The 18,628-nt window shown below is 67.1% G+C and carries 12 protein-coding genes; 4 read left to right on the top strand and 8 right to left on the bottom strand.

What is annotated here, in order from left to right:
- Positions 1-149: 149 nt before the first annotated feature.
- The gene (gene secA / locus H5V43_RS05600) at positions 150-2,879 is read right to left on the bottom strand and encodes a preprotein translocase subunit SecA (protein WP_193666790.1); all 2,730 of its coding nucleotides are present in this window, start codon (positions 2,877-2,879) and stop codon (positions 150-152) included.
- Positions 2,880-3,117: 238 nt separating this feature from the next.
- On the opposite strand from secA, the gene H5V43_RS05595 reads away from it, so the two are divergent.
- From H5V43_RS05595 to H5V43_RS05580, 4 genes are read left to right on the top strand one after another with little or no spacing between them, the layout of a single operon-like run.
- The gene (locus H5V43_RS05595) at positions 3,118-4,629 is read left to right on the top strand and encodes an ArnT family glycosyltransferase (RefSeq protein WP_025548944.1); all 1,512 of its coding nucleotides are present in this window, start codon (positions 3,118-3,120) and stop codon (positions 4,627-4,629) included.
- A 30-nt stretch (positions 4,630-4,659) separates the two neighbouring features.
- Entirely contained in the window at positions 4,660-5,886 is a 1,227-nt protein-coding gene (argJ, locus tag H5V43_RS05590; RefSeq protein WP_025548945.1) for a bifunctional glutamate N-acetyltransferase/amino-acid acetyltransferase ArgJ, read from the top strand.
- Between the two features lie 16 nt (positions 5,887-5,902).
- Positions 5,903-6,700, top strand: a complete 798-nt coding sequence (locus tag H5V43_RS05585; RefSeq protein WP_025548947.1) for an inositol monophosphatase family protein — start codon at positions 5,903-5,905, stop codon at positions 6,698-6,700.
- A gap of 17 nt (positions 6,701-6,717) precedes the next feature.
- Positions 6,718-7,329 (top strand): glutathione S-transferase family protein, encoded by a 612-nt coding sequence (locus H5V43_RS05580; RefSeq protein ID WP_025548948.1) that lies wholly within the window; start codon positions 6,718-6,720, stop codon positions 7,327-7,329.
- Positions 7,330-7,374: 45 nt separating this feature from the next.
- Here the strand turns inward: H5V43_RS05580 and trxA are convergent, their stop codons facing one another.
- From trxA to H5V43_RS05545, 7 genes are read right to left on the bottom strand one after another with little or no spacing between them, the layout of a single operon-like run.
- The gene (gene trxA / locus H5V43_RS05575; RefSeq protein WP_044662313.1) at positions 7,375-7,695 is read right to left on the bottom strand and encodes a thioredoxin TrxA; all 321 of its coding nucleotides are present in this window, start codon (positions 7,693-7,695) and stop codon (positions 7,375-7,377) included.
- 29 nt (positions 7,696-7,724) lie between these two features.
- Positions 7,725-11,168, bottom strand: a complete 3,444-nt coding sequence (addA, locus tag H5V43_RS05570) for a double-strand break repair helicase AddA (RefSeq protein WP_025548950.1) — start codon at positions 11,166-11,168, stop codon at positions 7,725-7,727.
- Positions 11,149-14,124, bottom strand: a complete 2,976-nt coding sequence (addB, locus tag H5V43_RS05565; RefSeq protein ID WP_099185782.1) for a double-strand break repair protein AddB — start codon at positions 14,122-14,124, stop codon at positions 11,149-11,151. Before addB ends, addA begins: the two co-directional genes overlap by 20 nt.
- Positions 14,117-14,827 (bottom strand): nucleotidyltransferase family protein, encoded by a 711-nt coding sequence (locus tag H5V43_RS05560; RefSeq protein WP_025548951.1) that lies wholly within the window; start codon positions 14,825-14,827, stop codon positions 14,117-14,119. Before H5V43_RS05560 ends, addB begins: the two co-directional genes overlap by 8 nt.
- Positions 14,824-15,810 (bottom strand): aminoglycoside phosphotransferase family protein, encoded by a 987-nt coding sequence (locus H5V43_RS05555; RefSeq protein ID WP_025548953.1) that lies wholly within the window; start codon positions 15,808-15,810, stop codon positions 14,824-14,826. The genes H5V43_RS05560 and H5V43_RS05555 overlap by 4 nt, the downstream gene beginning before the upstream one ends.
- Positions 15,807-16,265 carry a tRNA (adenosine(37)-N6)-threonylcarbamoyltransferase complex ATPase subunit type 1 TsaE gene (tsaE, locus tag H5V43_RS05550; RefSeq protein WP_025548954.1) on the bottom strand — a complete coding sequence of 153 codons (459 nt, stop codon included), beginning with the start codon at positions 16,263-16,265 and terminating at the stop codon, positions 15,807-15,809. Before tsaE ends, H5V43_RS05555 begins: the two co-directional genes overlap by 4 nt.
- Entirely contained in the window at positions 16,258-18,603 is a 2,346-nt protein-coding gene (locus tag H5V43_RS05545; protein ID WP_048578217.1) for a sensor histidine kinase, read from the bottom strand. The genes tsaE and H5V43_RS05545 overlap by 8 nt, the downstream gene beginning before the upstream one ends.
- Between the last annotated feature and the right edge of the window lie 25 nt (positions 18,604-18,628).

Genomic DNA, 18,628 nt, shown 5'->3' with positions numbered 1-18,628 from the left:
AGCATGCCCATTGTTGAAACGACGGGCTTGTTCCGGAGCGCGCTGCGTCAAATCGGGCGCAGGTCGCGCGCTCCGGTTTCCTGCTGTCGCATTCTTCCAAGCAGAAAGCCGCCATTTGCAGCCCGCCATGGGCTGAATCCCCACACAGCCTAGCTGAGCGCGCCGTGGCAATGCTTGTATTTCTGGCCCGAGCCGCAGGGGCATGGCGCATTGCGGCTGATGTCCAGATTGGCGAATTCTCCGCCCTGTCCGCCCACCGGCGGACGCGGCAGGGTGGTCGTGATCCCGCTGATCTGCCCGCCGTCGATGTCGCCGCTATTATCCTCGCCCGAAAAGGGGTCGATATGGGTGGTGATGAAGTCGGGCAGCACCGGCAGGTCGAATTCCGGCAGCGGCTCTTCCATGCGGAACTGGACGCGCGCGATGGAGCCGGTCACATCCTCGCGGATATTGCCCAGCATGCGTTCGAACAGGGCAAAGGCTTCCTGCTTATATTCGTTGATCGGCGTCTTTTGCGCATAGGCGCGCAGATGGACGACCTGGCGGAGCGCGTCGAGAGTCGACAGATGCTCCTTCCAATGGTGGTCCAGGCTCTGGAGCAGGATCGACTTCTCGATCATGTGCCAGTTTTCGGGATCGAGTTCCTTGACCTTGTCGGCCACCGCCTCGTCCGCCAGTGCCCTCAGCCGTTCCTCGATCATTTCCGGATCGACATGGTCCTCAGCCAGCCAGCCGTCGAAATCGGGTTCCAGGTTCAGCACTTCGGCCGTGCGGGCCTTCAGCCGCTCCATGTCCCACTGTTCGGGGTAGGTGCCCGGCGGGCAGGACGCGCCGACCAGATCGTTGACCGTCTCATGCCGCATGTCGACGACGACATCGTCCACCGTCTCCGCGTCCATGATGTCGCTGCGCTGCTCGTAAATGACCTTGCGCTGGTCGTTCATCACGTCGTCATATTCGACGACCTGCTTGCGGATGTCGTAGTTGCGCGCCTCGACCTTCTTCTGCGCGGTCTCGATCGCCTTGCTGAGCCATTTCGAGGGCGGCAGCGCCTCGCCATCTTCCAGATTGGAGCGGATCATCTTCGCGAACATTGTGTCCGGGCCGAAGATGCGCATAAGATCGTCGTCGAGGCTGAGATAAAAGCGCGACAGGCCGGGATCGCCCTGACGGCCCGAGCGGCCGCGAAGCTGATTGTCGATGCGGCGGCTTTCATGGCGTTCCGTGCCCAGCACGAACAGGCCGCCGGCGGCGAGCACTTCCTGCTTCTCCGCCTCGATCTCGGCATCGATGCGGGCGATGGCGGCTTCGCGCTCCGGGCCTTCCGGCATGTCCCGCAGCTCGTCCTCGACGCGGAATTCCAGGTTGCCGCCCAGCTTGATGTCGGTGCCGCGCCCGGCCATGTTGGTGGCGATGGTGACGGCGCCCTTGCGGCCCGCCTGCGCCACGATATGCGCTTCGCTCTCATGGAAGCGGGCGTTGAGGACGGCGTGCTTCACCCCCTGCTGCGTCAGGAATTCGGACAGCATTTCCGACTTTTCGATCGACACGGTGCCGACGAGGACCGGCTGGCCCTGCTCCGCATGGACCTTGATGGTCTTGGCGATGCCGCGGAACTTGTCCTCCAGATTCTTGTAGAAGCTGTCTTCCTCATCGACACGCTGCACCGGCCGGTTGGTCGGGATGGTGACGACGTTCATCTTGTAGATTTCGTAGAATTCGGTCGCTTCGGTCGCGGCCGTGCCCGTCATGCCGCCAAGCTTGGGGTACATGCGGAAATAATTCTGGAAGGTGATGGAGGCGAGCGTCTGGTTCTCCGGCTCGATATTCACGCCTTCCTTGGCTTCCACCGCCTGGTGCAGGCCGTCCGACCAGCGGCGGCCGTCCATCATGCGGCCGGTGAATTCATCGATGATGATGACCTTGCCGTCCTTGACGATGTAATCGATGTCGCGGCGGAACATGACGTTCGCGCGCAGCGCCTGGTTGACGTGATGGACGACGGCGGTGTTCTCGAAATCATAGAGGTTGGCGCCTTGCAGCAGCCCGGCCTCCTCCAGCATGCGCTCGATCTTCTCGGTGCCGTCCTCCGTCAGGGTGACGGTGCGCTGCTTCTCGTCCTTCTCATAGTCGCTGTCGTCCAGCCGCTTCACGATGGCGTCGACGGCGACATAGAGTTCCGACTTGTCGTCGGTGGGGCCGGAGATGATCAGCGGCGTGCGGGCTTCGTCGATCAGGATCGAGTCCACCTCGTCGACGATGGCGAAGTTGAACGGCCGCTGCACCATCGATGCGCGGTCATATTTCATATTGTCGCGCAGATAGTCGAAGCCGAGTTCGTTGTTCGTCGCATAGGTGATGTCGGCGTTATAGGCCTCGCGCCGCTGGTCTTCCGACAGGTTCGGCACGATGACGCCGGTGGTAAGGCCCAGGAAGCGATAGACCTGCCCCATCCATTCGCAGTCGCGGCTGGCCAGATAGTCGTTCACCGTGACGACGTGGACGCCCTTGCCCTCCAGCGCGTTCAGATAGGTGGCGAGCGTCGCGACCAGCGTCTTGCCCTCGCCGGTGCGCATTTCCGCGATCTCGCCGCGATGAAGCACGATGCCGCCCACCATCTGCACGTCATAATGGCGCTGGCCCAGCGTCCGCCTGGCGGCCTCGCGCACCGTGGCGAAAGCTTCGGGCAGCAGGTCGTCCAGCGTCTCGCCCTGCGCCAGCCGTTCCCGGAACCGCAGGGTCTGCGCCGTCAGTTCCTCGTCCGTCATGGCCGAGATGGTGGGTTCGAAAGAGGCGATCTGTTCGACGGTCTTGCCCAGCGACTTCACGTAGCGGTCGTTGGAGGAGCCGAAAATAGACTTGGCGAGTGCGCCGAACATGCAAGTTCCTGACAAAAGGGGACGCGCACGCCTTTGGGGCGATGCACGCGGACATGCGCGGCGATTTAGGGCGCGCACGGGCGTTAGTCAATCAGAGCGGGTATGTCGCGAGGGCGTAATAATGAGCGATCAAGCGGATTTTTCCGTGCCGGACATGGGCGGAAGCAGGATATGGGCGGATCGCGGCGTCCAGTGACGGCGCCGGTGCCGAAGCCTGAGGAATGAGAGCGATTTGACGATGATCTCCAGCCCTGCCCGCGTGGAACCGCGCGGCGCGACCTTGCCTGTGGCGGCGACGGCCGCGGCTTTGCTGTGGTTCGGGATCGCGGCGCTTGCGACGCCGTTCGATCATGATGAGAGCCAATATATAGCAGGCGCATGGTTCAGCTCGCACCTGCTGATCTATCGCGACTTCCTGTACCTGCAACCGCCGCTTCATGCCTGGCTGTTCGCGCCCCTGGCCCTCGGTTTCCCGGGCAGGATGCTGGTCGCCATGCGGCTCGCCACGGCGGCCTGCGCCCTGATCACGCTGCTGCTGCTCCATTTCGCGCAACGGCGCGCGGGCATATCGCGCGCCAGCGCGGCCCTTGCGACTGCCTTCATCGCCGCGACCGCCGCCTTTCAGTTCACCGCGAGCGTGACCCGCAACGACATGCTGCCCACCATGCTGGCCACATTGGCGATGCTTCTTTCGGTGATTGCACTGCAAGCCGGTGGGCGACGCCATTGGTTTGGAGCGGGGCTGTTCTTCGGGCTGGCCGTCGCCGCCAAGCTCAATTTCATCCCATTGGGGGCGGCGGTCGGCGGCTTTGCATTGCTGGCCCGCCCGCGCCATGCCGTCTGGCTGGCCCTTGGCGCGCTGGCGGGGCTTGCGCCCATGCTCGTCGCCAGCGCCCTTGCGCCGGCCGCCTTTTTCTATGGAGTCGTCACCTTTGCGGCAAGCGGCCCCTTTGCCTGGTATGCAGCCAATGGCGCGGGCGACGAACTGTCATGGGGCGAGAAGTTCGGGGATCTCGCCAAATATCTTTGGCGGGGGCCGGCGCTGCTCAGCCTGGCAGCCATCATCGCCCATGGATGGGCAAGTCGCGGCCGGGCCGGTCCGCCCGAAAGGCGCCTTGCCTGTTGGATGATCGGCGGCGGACTGATCGGGGCCGCGCTGCCGACGCCGTCCCAGCTTCAATATGTGATGCCGTTGCTGCCGCCGCTGGGCCTGGCGCTCGGCTTCATGCTGGACGACGCACGGGCCTGGCCCCGTCGCGCCCGTCCGGTCCTGATCGCATCGCTCTGCCTGTCCGCCGTGCCGGGGCTGCTGCCGGCGACCCGCCATGTCATCGCCATGGCGGGTCATGGATCGCCGATATTGGCGGCGAGCGACCATGCGCGCTGGGCCGGCGCGCAGGTGCGCAGGCTGACCGGCGACGACGAGATCGTCACCCTTTCGCCCCAGCAACTGGTCGACAGCGGGCTCAACATCGACCGGCGGTTCGCGCCGGGCCCCTTCGTGTACCGGACGGGATGGACGATGGAGGGCGCGGAAGCCCGGCGCATCCATGCCATGATACCGGCGACCCTGGCCGATCTGGACCGCGATCCGCCCGAGGCGATCCTGGTCGGATATGAAATGGGGACTCGCAAACTGCCGCTGCGGCCCGACGACAGCCTGATCGCCTATGCGAAGCGGCGCGCCTACCGGATGCTGGCCATGCCGGACGGCGTCGGAAAGCTCTATGTCCGCCCATCTCGCCGTTGACGGGCGGGCATATTGCGCTAAGCGACGGGCATGACTGAACGCTCCCCCCTCGCCCCCGCCGCTTTCCCCGACCTTCCGCCCGTGGCAGGCGTCACGGCTCGCGTAGCGCGGGCGCGATACAAGAATTGGGATCGCTGCGACCTCACCTATGTCGAGCTGAGCGAAGGCACGGCGGTCGCGGGCGTCACGACGCAGAGCAAATGCCCTTCCCCGGAAGTCGAATGGTGCCGGGACGCCATTCCGCTCGGTTCCGCACGGGCTCTGGTGGTGAATGCCGGCAATGCCAATGCCTTCACCGGGCACCGGGGCCGCGCGGCGGTGGAGGCGATTGCCGCCAAGGTCGCGAACCATCTGGACTGCCAGCCGTCGGACGTCTTCATCTCCTCCACCGGGGTGATCGGCGTTCCGCTGCCGGTGGACAAGGCAGAGGCGGGGCTGGAAGCCGCCTTTGCCGCCGCGCCCTGCGGCTGGGAGGATGCGGCGACCACCATCGGCACGACCGACACCTATGCCAAGGGCGCCCGCGCCTCCGCCATGATCGGCGGCGCGCGGGTCGAGCTTGTCGGGATCATCAAGGGGTCCGGCATGATCGCGCCCGACATGGCGACGATGCTGGGCTATATCTTCACCGACGCGGCCATCGAGCCCAAGCTGTTGCAGCAGATGCTGTCCGCCGCCAACCGGACGAGCTTTTCCTGCATCACCGTCGACAGCGACACCTCCACCAGCGATACGGTGCTGGCCTTCGCCACCGGCAAGGCGGGCAATGCGCCGCTCGCCTCCATGGAGGATGCCGGGGCGGACGCCTTCGCGGCCGCCTTGGACGATCTCTGCCGCCAGCTTGCGCATCTGGTGGTGCGCGACGGGGAAGGCGCGACGAAATTCGTCGAGATCGCCGTCGAGGGCGCGGAAAGCGACGCCAGCGCGCATCGCATCGCCCTTTCCATCGCCAACTCGCCGCTGGTGAAGACCGCCATTGCGGGTGAGGACGCCAATTGGGGCCGCGTGGTCATGGCGATCGGCAAGGCGGGAGAGCCTGCGGATCGCGACAGGCTTTCCATCCGTTTCGGCGCGACCCAGGTGGCGTCGGGCGGTCTGGCGGTCGAGGGCTATGACGAGGCGCCGGTGGCCGCGCATCTCAAGGGGCAGGACATAGCGATCGGCGTCGATCTGGGGCTGGGCGACGGCCGGGCGACGGTTTGGACCTGCGACCTGACCCATGGCTATATTTCGATCAACGCGGATTATCGCAGTTGAGAAAAGGACGGCCCTGATGCCGACGGAATTGCATGAACCGGTCGTGGCGCTGATGCGCGAGGTGGGGCGGGACGTGGTCATGCCGCGCTACCGCAACCTCGCCAGCCATGAGATCAGCGAGAAGGCGGCCGACGATTTCGTCACCATCGCGGACAGGGAAAGCGAAATCCGGCTGGCGGAAGGATTGGCGGCGATCCTGCCGGAAGCCGGCATCATCGGGGAGGAAGCCTGCGCCGCCGACCCCGCCATATTGGACCGTGCCGGCGAAGGGCTGAACTGGATCATCGACCCGATCGACGGGACCGGGAATTTCGCCGCCGGAAGGCCGCCCTTCGGCATCATGGTCGCGCTGGCGGACGCAGGAACGATCCTGGCCGGGTGGATATTGGACCCACTGACCGGACGCCTGTGCCACGCCATATTGGGCGCCGGCAGCCATATCGACGGGGAGCAGGTCTATGCGCGGGAGAGCGGCGAACCGCTGCCGATCGCGGCGCTTGCCGTCTATTTCATGACGGAGGAGGAGCGCGCCGACGTCAGACGCCGGTCGGAGGCCATTTTCCGGCTGGTGGATATTCCCCGCTGCGCCGCCGAGCAATATCCGCGCCTGGTGCTGGGACAGAATGACCTGTCGGTCTTTGCCCGCACCCTGCCCTGGGATCATGCGGCGGGAACGCTGTTCGTGAACGAAGCGGGCGGCCTGTGCCAGCGGCTGGACGGATCGCCTTATGTCGTGGGCGATTTGCGGCGCGGGCTGCTGGGGGCTTCATCCCCGCGCCTCTGGGATCTGGCGGCGGACCGGTTGTTCCGCTGAAGAAGGGAAGGATGGACATGCTGACGATCTGGGGACGCCCGAACTCGCATAATGTGAAGAAGGTCGCCTGGTTCGCCGGTGAAATCGGCCTGCCCTATGTCCGGCACGATGTCGGCGGTCAGTTCGGGATGAGCGACGCCTATGTCGCGATGAACCCCAACCGGCTGGTCCCGACGATCCAGGACGGCGACATGGTGCTGTGGGAATCCAATGCGATCCTGCGCTATCTGGCGGCACGCCATGCCCCGGAAGGCATGTGGCCCACCGATCCAGCGATACGGGCCCAGGGCGACAAATGGATGGACTGGCAGTTCAGCTTTGCCGATGCGCAGCGGGGCGCCTTTCTGAACCTCGTCCGCAGGAAAGTGGAAGATCGCGACATGGAGGCGGTGGCTGAGTCGGCGCGGCAATCGGGAGAGGCGATGCTGATCCTCGACCGCGCCCTGGCTGGGCAGCGCTGGCTGTCGGGCGAAAGCTTCGGCATCGCGGACGTGCCGATGGGCGTCTATGCGCACAGCTTCTTCACGCTGGACATGGAACGGCCGGACGTGCCCCATGTGCGGGACTGGTATGACAGGCTGCGCGAAAGACCCGCCTATGCCGGGACGGTCATGATCCCGCTGACTTGAGGCAAAATGCCCCTGCCTTTGCAGGGGCACCTTGCGGGCAGGCTATCAAAGAACGCTTTCGATCCAGCCCTTGAGCGCGCTCTTGGGCGCGGCGCCGACCTTGGTGGCGGCGGCTTCACCATTTTTGAAGAGGATCATCGTCGGAATGCCGCGCACGCCATAGCGGCCGGGCGCATCGGGATTTTCGTCGATATTGATCTTCGCGATGGTGACCTTGTCAGCCAGTTCGTCCGAAATCTCTTCCAGCGCGGGGCCGATCATCTTGCACGGACCGCACCATTCCGCCCAGAAATCGACGAGCACGGGCTTGTCCGCGTTGATGACGTCCTGCTGGAAGCTGAGGTCGGTGACTGCCTTGGTAGCCATTTTGGGTATCTCCTTCGGTTGCCGGATATTTAGGATGGCGACGCATCCGCCTCAACGGTCGGAAGCGGCAAATTCTCCTGCGCGGGCGGAAAGCCGGGCTTGTGCCGCTCCAACAGTTCCGGCGGCAGGGTGATCAGCCTCGGCGCGGATGTGTAGAGCAGGCCGGCCTCTATCCTGCGGCCCGGAAAGATCACCTGGAGCGCGGCGGCATAGGCGGCCATCTGCCGCACATGGGCCAATGGCACCTCCTCCACCACCAGCGGCGATATGCGGCCGGTCTTGAAATCGACCAGTTGCACCACATCGTCACCGATGCGCAGCCGGTCGACCGTGCCGGCGATCACCGCCTCGCCCACCACGGCGGCGATGGGCGCTTCGGCCAGAGCATCGGGACCGAACAGCGGGGCAAATCGCGGGTCTTCGATCACCCGCAATGCCTGTTCCATGACGTCATGCCGCCGCGCCGGATCGCCAAGGCCCTGTTGCGCCAGCCAGTTGTCGGCGCGGGAGCGGCGGGCATCCGACGGCACATCGGCCAGCCTCTCGAACAGCCGGTGCAGCCAGCGGCCGCGTTCGGCCGCGTCCCGCATCGCGGGGGTCGGCGGCGGATAGGGCACATCGTCCTCCACCGCAGCGGAGGGCGCCAGAGGACGCGGAGGGCGCGCCTCGACAGGGGCGCGGCGGCGGAGCCAATCCGGTTCGTCATGCGCCGTCCGGTTTTGCGCAACAGCCGTCTCCAGGGGTCTGGCGGGCAGGATTTCGCTTCCACGCCAGCTCCGCCGCGCGCCCCAGAGCGGATCGGCCTCCCATTCCGCGTCCAGCGAAATGAGCGCCGCTTCAACGGCGGCATACCAGCTTTCGGGCTTGACCTCGCCCCTGGCGCGGGGACCGAGCGAGCCGGCGACGACCAGCCTTTCCTCCGCCCGGGTGAGGGCGACATAGAGCAGGCGCCAATGTTCGGCGCGCTCGACGGCGCTGGCCTCCTCGGCCACCTGGCCGATCGCCCCCTGCCTCTCCCCCTTGCGCGGCGCGATGATCGGCAAGCCGTTCCACTCCAGCGAATCGGCGCGATTGCCTGCGTCCGGATCGAGGCATGCGTCGGCCAGGATGACGATGGGCGCCTGCAGTCCCTTCGCCCCATGCACCGTCAGCAGGCGGAGCGAGTCGCCCTGCGCGGCGGCATCGCGCACGATCTCCACCTCGCCCCTGTCGAACCAGTCGATGAAGCGCTGGAGCGAGGGATGATCGTCATTCTCGAAGGCGAGCGCGGCATTCAGCAATTCCTCTATCGGATCGGCCGCTTCCGACCCCAGACGCTCGATCAGGCGGCGGCGGCCATCCACCGGGCCGGACAATATCGCCTCCAGATAACGATAGGGGGTGGTGAAGTCCGCCTGCGCCAGCAACTGCCGCAAGGGGTGCAGCAGTGCATCGTCCAACGTCGCTGTCAGATGCTGCCACAACCCCACCCGGCGGCCGATGAGGCGGGTCATCAGTTCATCCTGCGTCCAGCCGATCAGCGGCGACACCAGCAGCGCGGCCAGGTTCAGGTCATCCTCCGGCTGCACGGCGAAACGCAGTGCCGCGAGCAGGTCGCGCACGGCGAGCGGCGCGTTCAGGCGCAGGCGGTCGATGCCCGCCACCGCCACCTTCTCCTCATAGAGGCGCGCGACGATCAGCCGCGCCAGTTCGGACCGGCGGCGGACCAGGATCATGATGTCGCCCGCCGTCACGGGGCGGCCCCGGCTCTCCAGCATCAGCCCGTCATCGATCCACTGCCTGATCTGGCGCGCCATGGTCTGGGCCAGCACCCGCTCCTGATCGGCGGCCCAATCCTCCTCCCCCTCCGCATCGTCGGACAGGCCGGCGATGACGGGTTTCCAGAGCAGCACTTCGCCCGGAAAGCGGTTGGCGCTGATGTGCCGGACTTCGCCCGGCTCCAGGCCGAAGCGTTCGGCGCGCAGGGTCGCTATGGTGCGGTCGACCACATCCAGCACGGCCGGCGTCGAGCGGAAGCTGTGCTGAAGCGAGAGGTCGTGGAATATATGGCTTGCGTCCTCCGCATGGCGTTGGAAGACGATCTGCGCGGCGCGGAAGGCTTCGGGGCTCGTCCCCTGAAATCCGAAGATCGCCTGCTTGAAGTCGCCCACCGTGAAGATGGTGCGCACCCTGTCGCCCTTGGCGCCCTCGCCCGCGAAGAACTCCGCCGCCAGCGCGCCGACGATCTGCCATTGGCTGACATTGGTATCCTGCGCCTCGTCCACCAATATATGGTCGATTTGCTGGTCGAGCTTGTAGCGAATCCAGTCGGCAATGCCCGGCTGGGACAGAAGTTGCGCCGTATTGGCGATCAGGTCGTCGAAATCCACGGCTCCTGCAAGGCGCTTGGCTTCCGCATAGGCCCGCGCATAGACGCGGCCGGCATGCAAAGCCCTGGCGAGCAGGGCGGCATAGGCTGCGCGGGTCCGAAGGCCCAGCAGCCCGGAACAGCATTCGTGCATCCGCGCAATCGCATCGCCATAGCCGTCCACCGAAGGCGCCCAGCCCCGGGCGGTCGAGATCGGCTCGCCGTCCGCCTTTGCCCAGACCGCGTGGAGGTCGGCCAGCGCAGCGGCCCGCCCCGCTGGATCGAGAGCCCGCCAGCGCGCGATCCTGTCGCAGCGTTCCAGCGCCCGTCCAGTGCCCCAGTCCGCATTGGCCTGCGCGATCCAGATGAGCGTGCGCATATCGAACAGCTCGTCCGCGCATCGTTCGGCAATATGCGCGTCGATGTCGCCTTCTGGCAGGTCCAGTTCCCGCAGCAGCCAGGGCGCGATGTCCTCCGGCAAGGCGTCCAGCGCGTCCAGCCGGGCCGCGCAGCGCAGCAGGAAATTCTCGGCCCCGCCCTCCCCCAGGCGCAGGCTCAGCGCCTGCAACGCCTCCATCAGGGCCTCGTCCCCCTGCTCCTGCGCGACCACCACCATGTCGGCCAGCGTCTGCCGCGCCAGCGTCGCCTGCTCGCGCTGGTCGAGCGGACGGAAACCGGGGGGCAGGCCGGCCTCCAAAGGGAAGGCCGTCAGCAACTGCTGGCAGAAGCCGTGGATCGTCTGGATGCGCAGCCCGCCGCCGGTTGATTCCAGCACCTCGGCAAAAAGGCGGCGGGCGCGGTCGCGGGCTTCCGGTCCGGACTCCTCGCCCAGCGCATCCAGATCGTGGAAAAGGTCGGCCTCGTCCATCAGCACCCAGGCGGCGAGTCGATCGTGCACGCGATCCGCCATTTCCGCCGCGCCCGCCTTGGTGAAGGTGAGGCAGAGGATATTTTCCGGCCGCACCCCCTGAAGCAGCAGGCGGAAGACGCGGGCGGTCAGCACATGGGTCTTGCCCGTGCCCGCCGATGCGGACAGCCACACATGCGCATCGGGCGCGGCGGCCTGCGCCTGCGCGCCCGCCAGCGGTTGTAGGGCGTTGTGCTTTCTAGCCATCGTCCCGGCCATACCATTCCTCCAGCCGCATGAGCTGGTCATAATCGCCATAATTGGCGACTTCCGGGTTCACCTGCGCATCGAAGGGCGCCGATCCGTTGAGCCAGGCGGCGGCGATTTCCTCGAACTGCGCATGAACCTGGGAGGTGAAGTCGGCGGTGACGATCTTATCCCGCTTGCCCAGCGGGTCGACGGGGCTTTCGCGATAGCCGAATGCGTCGCCCTTCTTCGCGAGCGACCAATATTCGAAACTGCCCGCCACGGGTGCGGAATCGGTGCCGGGGAAGCCGCCATGCTCCGCGATCAGGCCCAGCAGGCCGAGTTGCAGCGCATAGCCCGCCTTCACCTGCCGCGCGCTGGGCGGCTTGCCGGTCTTGTAGTCGACTATGCCCAGCCTCCCGTCCGGCAGCAGGTCGATGCGGTCGGCCTTTCCGGTCAGCGTCACCCCGGCAATCTCCGCCCGGCCCTCCGTTTCCACCGAAAGGATCTTCCGCCCGGCGGCAAGATCGCTCGCCACCTCCGCCGCTATCCATCGTATCGCTTCGATGAGGCGCGGTTGCCAGAGCGCCTTGAGCAAGGGATGGACGTCCGGCCGGTCGAACATCGCCCGCGCACGCGCTTCCAGATCGGCCAGATCGCCGTCGCCCTCCTCCGCCCATCGCTGGAGGATCTCATGCACGGCCGTGCCGCGCCAGGCGGGTCCGGCATCGGCGTCCACCGGGTCGAGCCGCGCCAGTCGCAGGATGCGCTTGGCGTAGAAGGCGTAGGGATCGGCCTTCAGCCGGTCGACGTCAGTGACCGGAATGACCTTCGGACGCACTGACGAAGGCGGCGCCGGCGCGGGCCGTCGGGCGGGCCTGTGCTCCTCCGCATGGTCGATCGCCTGCGCCAGAGCGGCATAGCGGTCGGCGCTCTTCCATTGCGGCCCCGCCATAGCCTTCAGCCGCAGCCAGAAGCGGGAGGCGACCGCCGGACCGCCCGCGCCGCGCCGGGCGCGCGTGATCAGCACCTGCGGCGCGCCAAGGGCGCTGGCGAAATCATGGGCGGCAAGGCCGATGCGGCTTTCCAGCCCGGGCAGCCCGATTTCCCGGCGGATGCGCGGGGCAAGCCATGGATCGGGGGCGGGCAGCCCCGGCCATGTGCCCTCGTTGAGGCCGCCCAATATCATGAGGTCGGTCTGCACCAGCCGCGCTTCGATCAGGCCGAGGATGCTGATCCGGGGGTGGCCGCCCTGCGGCGGGCGAACCGAAAGGCCGCCCAGAAGATGGTCGAACAGGGCAGGCAGCGCGCGTATGTCGGCCTGACGCGGCCCTTCGCTCGCCGCCTCCTCCATCTCCGCGAAAAGGTCGGCGGCGGCATGACCCTGATGCCCGGCCCAGACCGCATCATGGGAGAGACGGCCGGCATGTTCCCGGATGGCCGCCAACTGCCCGGCAAGGTCCGGCGCGGCCATGAAGGCCTGCTCCAGCGGTTCCAGCAGCGCGCGGGCTTCGTCCCACCACTGCCGCGTGCGGGCGCGCAAGGCGCTTTGCCGGTCTTCGCCCTCCCGTTCGGCCAGCAACAGGTCGATCCCATGGATGCCCGCCCGCGGCCTTGGTCCGCGCAGCAACAGGTCTAGCCCGCGCACGCCCTCCAGCCAGGCAAGCCGCCCTTCCCCCCGCATGACGAGCGGATGCTTGAGCAGGGTCAGCAGCGCGACGGGGGCAAAGCGCTCCGCCAGCGCCTCGGCCATGGCGATCAGCAGCGTTCCGGGCGGCAGGCGCGACAGCGGCTGCCCCGCCGAATCGTCCGCCTCCATGCCCCAGCGGCGCAGATGCGCGGACACGCGGGTCGCCAATTGCCGGTCAGGCGTCACCAGCGCGGCGGTGCGGCCCGGCGTCTCGACCGCTTCGCGCAGGGCGATGGCGATCGCCTGCGCCTCTTCGCCCGGCGTCGCGACTTCCAGCGCCTCCACCCCGGCGAGCGAACGGTCTGCGGTCCTGAGATCGCGCCAGCGGCTCGTCAGGCGCGGCGGCAGCATGGCGTTGGAGATGTTGCGCCCCCTGACGGCGCGGGCGTCATGCTCGCTGCCCCAGCGCCAGAGCGCCACATCGTCGCGCGTGACGCTCATCCGGTCGAGCAGGCGTTTCAGGGCATATTGGGGATGGGTCTCATGCCCCGCAGGCGCGCGGCCGGTCAGAGGGTCGGCATCGAAGGGGCCGATGGCGTCCCAGGCATCGCCGTCCATCTCCTGATCCAGACCGGCAAAGACCACCGCCCCCTGCGGCAGCATCGCGATCCGCCGGAGCAGCATGGCGACTGCCGGCGCCGTGGTGGACATGCCCGCCGCGATGACGAAGCCCTCCGGCGGCGCCTTGGTCCAACGCACCGCCATGCGGTCCAGCAGGCGATTGCGGCGGTCCGCGAGGTCGATGCACCCCAGCCGCGCCAACTCCTGCGGCCATTGCGCCAGCAACAGGCCGAACAGCCTTAGCGAGGTCTGCCAATGCTGCGACAGATCGTCCGACAGGCTGAGTTCCGCCAGCGCGCGCATGGGAACGCGCTCCACCTGCATCTGGTCGAGGATCGCGCCCAGCGCCTGGGCCAGCTTCAACGCCTGGCCCGCATCGACGGGGTGCGCCGATCCCTGTTGCACCATGCGCGCCAGGATCATCTGGCGGCGCATCGGCGCGATGGCGGGCGCTATGGGGTCATCCTCCCCCAACGGATCGAGCGCGCCGCCCACCTGCTCGCCCAGATCGGGATCGCCCAGCGCGACGAGGCGCGGCAACAGCAGGCCGCCGCCCGATTTTCGGACGAAGGCATCGCTGACCGATCGGATGGCGCGGTTGTTGGGCAGCAGGATCATGCCCTGCGCCAGCCGCATCGGATCATCGCCATGCCGGGCGAGGATGCCCGTCACCAGCGCGTCGGAAAAGGCGCGGTGCGCGGGTATGTTGAACAGCGCCGGGCGGGTGCGTTCACCCATGGGCCAACATCGACTCCACGACCGGAATGGCCTGCGGCGTGCCGACATCGAACCAAAGCCCCTGATGCGAGACGCCGTAGAGACGACCCGTTTCTATCGCCCGGTTCCAGAAGACATTGGTGGAAAAGACATCCGACGGCGGATCGACCAGCAGCGCGGGCGACATGATCTGGACGCCGGTGAAGACGAACGGCGCGACATGGGCGGTCTTGCGCCGTGTCAGCCGTCCGTTCGCGTCCATGTGAAAATCGCCCGGCCCCCGATGGCAATGGGCGCGTGCGAGCGGCACCAGCAGCAGCAGCGCGTCCATCCGGTCCGGGTTCCAGATCCTGCGCATCATGCCCAGCGTTTCCTGCGGGCCATCGATCCACAGATTGTCGCTATTGGCGCAGAAGAAGGGCGCGTCGCCCAACTGCTCCCTGGCGTGGATCAGCCCGCCGCCCGTTTCCAGCAGCTTCCTGCGTTCGTCCGAAATCGCGATCTGCATGCCTTCATTATGCGCGGCCAGATGCGCCTCGACCGTATCCGCCAGATAGTGGACATTGACGACCACCTTCCGGATGCCGCCAGCCGCCAGCCGGTCCAGCGCATGGTCCATCAGCGGCTTGCCGGCCACCTTGACCAGCGGCTTGGGGCGGGTGGCCGTCAACGGCCGCATGCGCTTGCCCAGTCCAGCCGCCATCAGCATCGCGGTGTCGATCATGCCGGGGCGTAATCCTCTAGCGCGTGGTGCCGCTTCCCGGCAGGGATATTGGCCGCGAACCATGCCGCCACGGGCGCCAGCGCCGGGTGGGCGAGGTCGCGTTCCAGCAAGTCCCACATGCGGGGCAGATAGGCGAGGTAACGCGGCTTTCCGTCGCGCTTCCACAGGCGGGTGAAGATGCCGATGATCTTCGCGTTGCGCTGCGCGCCCAGCACGGCATAGGCGGCGTCGAAGTCAGCCGGGGGATGGGCGATGGCGCGATAATGGTCGAGCATCGCCGCCTCCAGCGCGGGCGGCACGTCCCGGCGCGCATCCTGCAGCAGCGAGACGAGGTCATAGGCCGGATGCCCCGCCAGCGCATCCTGGAAGTCGAGCAGGCCCAGGCCATGCGACGCCGCCCGGTCGATCAGCATGATATTTTCCGCATGATAATCGCGCAGCACCGTGACGACCGGGCTGGACGACCGTTCGACCATCGGCAGCACGGCGTCCCATGCCGCGACATAGCCCGCCTCATCCACCGGCAGGCCGATGGCGGGACAATACCATTCGGTGAGCAGACCGGCCTCCCGCTGATAGACTGCACGGTCATAGGGCGGCACATTGCCGGCCGGCAGCCGATGCAGGGCGGCGAGCAGGTCCACGGCGCGGCGATAGACATCCCGTTCGGCTTCGGGCTGCTCCTCGACATGCTCCTTGACGCGCAGATCGCCGAAATCCTCGATCAGGACCAGCCCTTCGTCCAGGTCGCGCGCCAATATCCGGGGCGCGGCAAAGCCATTCTCCGTCAGATGCTCGGCAATGGCGATAAAGGGCCTCGGGTCCTCATGCGGCGGGGGAGCGTCCATCAGCACGGCGCGGCGAGGCCCGTCGATCACCCGGAAATAACGCCGGAAGGATGCATCGCCGGCGAGCGGCACGATGGCGGCCTGCCCCCACCCCGCCTGCGCGAGAAAGGCGGGAGCGGCGGCGGGCGGGATCATATCTGTGACCATCGCTCCGTCCAAGCGTCCGGCACGTCCGCTGTCAAGCGCCGAGCGCCGTCGGGTTCCATCGCGATGTGGAAGCGCAGGGCATCGGGCCATGCGCCCTCGCCCATCCGGTCGGGCCATTCGACGATCAGCAGGCTGTCCGTCAGATAGTCGTCGAGCGCCAGTTCCCCAGCCTCTTCAGGCCCGTCGAGCCGGTAGAGATCGACATGGGCGACGGGCAGCTTCACATCGGGAATGTCATAGGGCTGGACGATGGCGAAGCTGGGGCTTGGCGCTTCCTCCTCAAGCCCCAGTCCTTCCAATATCCCACGGGCAAGCGTCGTCTTGCCCACGCCCAGCCCGCCTTCCAGCGCAATGACGTCGCCGATGCGGGCCAGCGCGGCCAGCCGATGCCCGAATGCCAGCATGTCGGCCTCCCCGGCCAGCACGATCTCATCCTCAGCCACGGGGCAGCTCGATCACGACCATGGTCCCCTGCCCCGGCTCCGACACCAGTTCCAGCGTCCCGCCATGCGCCTGCGCCAATTGTCTGGCGAGTGGCAGGCCGATGCCTGCCTTGCTGCCGTTGCGCGCCTGCTCGGTCCGGGAAGACGCGTCGAAGATCGTCGCCTGTCGCCTGGCGCTGATGCCCGGGCCATTGTCCGATACGACGAGGCGTGCGGAGTCGCTCGTTCCATCGCCGTGCAGCAGCACCCGGCCGCCCCGGTTGCAATAGCGCACGGCATTTTCCAGCAGATGATCCAGCGCCTGACCGATCCGCCGCTTGTCGCCCTGCACCGTGCCAAGGCTCGATTGGAGCGACATGGCAAGGTCGATCCCCTTGCCCGTCGCGTCCGCCTTGATCCGCGCCACGGCGTCCCGCGCTTCCGCCGCCAGATCGACATCTGCCTTTTCGATGGGCAGCATCCCCGCCTCGCCCTGCGTCAGGTCCAGCACATTGTCGATCAGCATGGAAAGGCGGTTGGTGCTTTGCAGGATGCCGTCGACATATTCCCGGGCGGAAGTGCTCAGTTCGCCCGCATAGCCCGCGCTCATCATCTCCGCGAAACCGGCGATGGTGGTGAGCGGCGTGCGCAGTTCGTAGCTCATATTGGTGACGAACGCGGTCTTCACCTTGTCGGCCTGCTCCAGCGCGTCGTTGCGGTCGCGCAGCACCTGTTCCACGCGGCGGCTGTCCGTGACGTCGAGCATGGTGAACAGCGCATTGCCGTCGGGCAGCGGGATCGCGGCGAATTCGAAGATGCGTCCGTCCGCAAAGCCGACATGGCCGACGCGCTGCTTGCGCTCCACCGTGGCGGCGCGCACCAGTTCGCGGACGAGGTTCGCCTGCTGCGGCTTGGCGAGGCGCGACTGGACGGCGCGCATCAGTTCGTCGATCCGGGGATGCCTGGCCAGCAAATCCTCCGGCACGTCCCAGATCGACCGGAAACGGCTGTTCCAAAGGTGCAGGCGTCCGTCCGAGGAAAAGACGCCGATCGATTCGAACAGATTGTCGAAGGTCGCGGTACGGACGCGGAGCAGGGTGTCGCGGGCGCTCGACAACTGGACCTGCTCCGTCCGGTCCTCGAAGATCAGCAGCAGCCCGCCATCGGGCAGCGGCTGCGCATAGACGCGCAAATGGGTGCCGTCCGCCAGCAGCCAATTTTCCTCCCGCGGGTCGGGCGAGAGGAACCAGTCGCGCCTTTCCGCGCGCCATGCCGGAAAATCCCTGTTCTCGGGCAATCTTCGTGCTTCACGCATCTGGTCCAGAACCCGCTCGAACGGCGGATTGTCGGCCAGCCGCTCCTGATCCAGCCCGAACAGGCTCATGAAGGGCTGGTTCCAGAAGCGCAGCGCCCGGTCCGACCCGAAACGCGCCACGCCCGCGGACAGGCGATCCAGCAGGTCGCGTTGCGCCGCCTCCAGCCGCCGATGTTCGACGCGCGCCTGTTCCAGCTCATTCTGGTCCATGGCGAAACCGGCGACGCCTGCCCCGCCGAGGGGAACATCGACCACGCGCATGGTCCGCCTTTCGCCGTCGATGGTCGCGGGAACCATGCGCTCCACCGGCGCGCCGTCGGCAAGGGTCTGCGCGGCGGCCGCCTGCGGCGTCAATCCGCCGACCGTCTCGACCAGTTCGGTGCCGTTGGCGATGACCTCTCGAGCGTTCTCTCCGTCCACAGCACGGACATAGGCCGTGTTGACCAGGCTGAGCCGCATGTCCGCCGTGCGGTGCCACATGGGAAAGGGCGCCGCTTCCACCAGGCCTGCCAGCGCTTCCAGCGCTTCCCGAAGCTGTTCCACCCTGCCCTTCAGGGTCTGGATTTCCGACTGGCTGTCGGTCGCGTCGAATATCCAGAGGACAACGCCGCCGCTTTCGGCCAGCACCGGCCCGGCGGGCGCGCCGCGAACCAGCAGCAGGCGAGACGAATCGACGCCCCGCACCGGCAGCGCGAAGCTGCGCCCCGCGCGCTGGGCCGCCTCGATCTCCCGAGCCAGCGCGGCGGCATCATCGGGTTCCAGGCCGCCGTCGGGCGCGGTCAGTTCGGACACGAAAGTCGGCACCCGATCCTTGCCCAGCCATTTGGCGAGGCGGTCTGCCGCCTCCAGCCGCCCGTCGGGATGAATGACGATGGGCGCCGCGGGCGCGGAGGCGAGCAGGACCGACAGCCGGTCGAGCTTTCCCTGCGCCTGCATGCCTTCGCGGCGCCGGCGCTGGCCGCTCGACAGCGCCCAGACCGCCGCACCGAGCCAGAGGGCCAGGACGACGCCCAGTATCACGGCAGCAAGAGGGGTCAACGCCATTAAACCTGCTTCGCCCTCATCGCCG

This window comes from Sphingobium fuliginis (assembly GCF_015074805.1).
Taxonomy (GTDB): Bacteria; Pseudomonadota; Alphaproteobacteria; order Sphingomonadales; family Sphingomonadaceae; genus Sphingobium; species Sphingobium fuliginis.
This window is presented reverse-complemented; position numbering and strand designations above follow the sequence as displayed.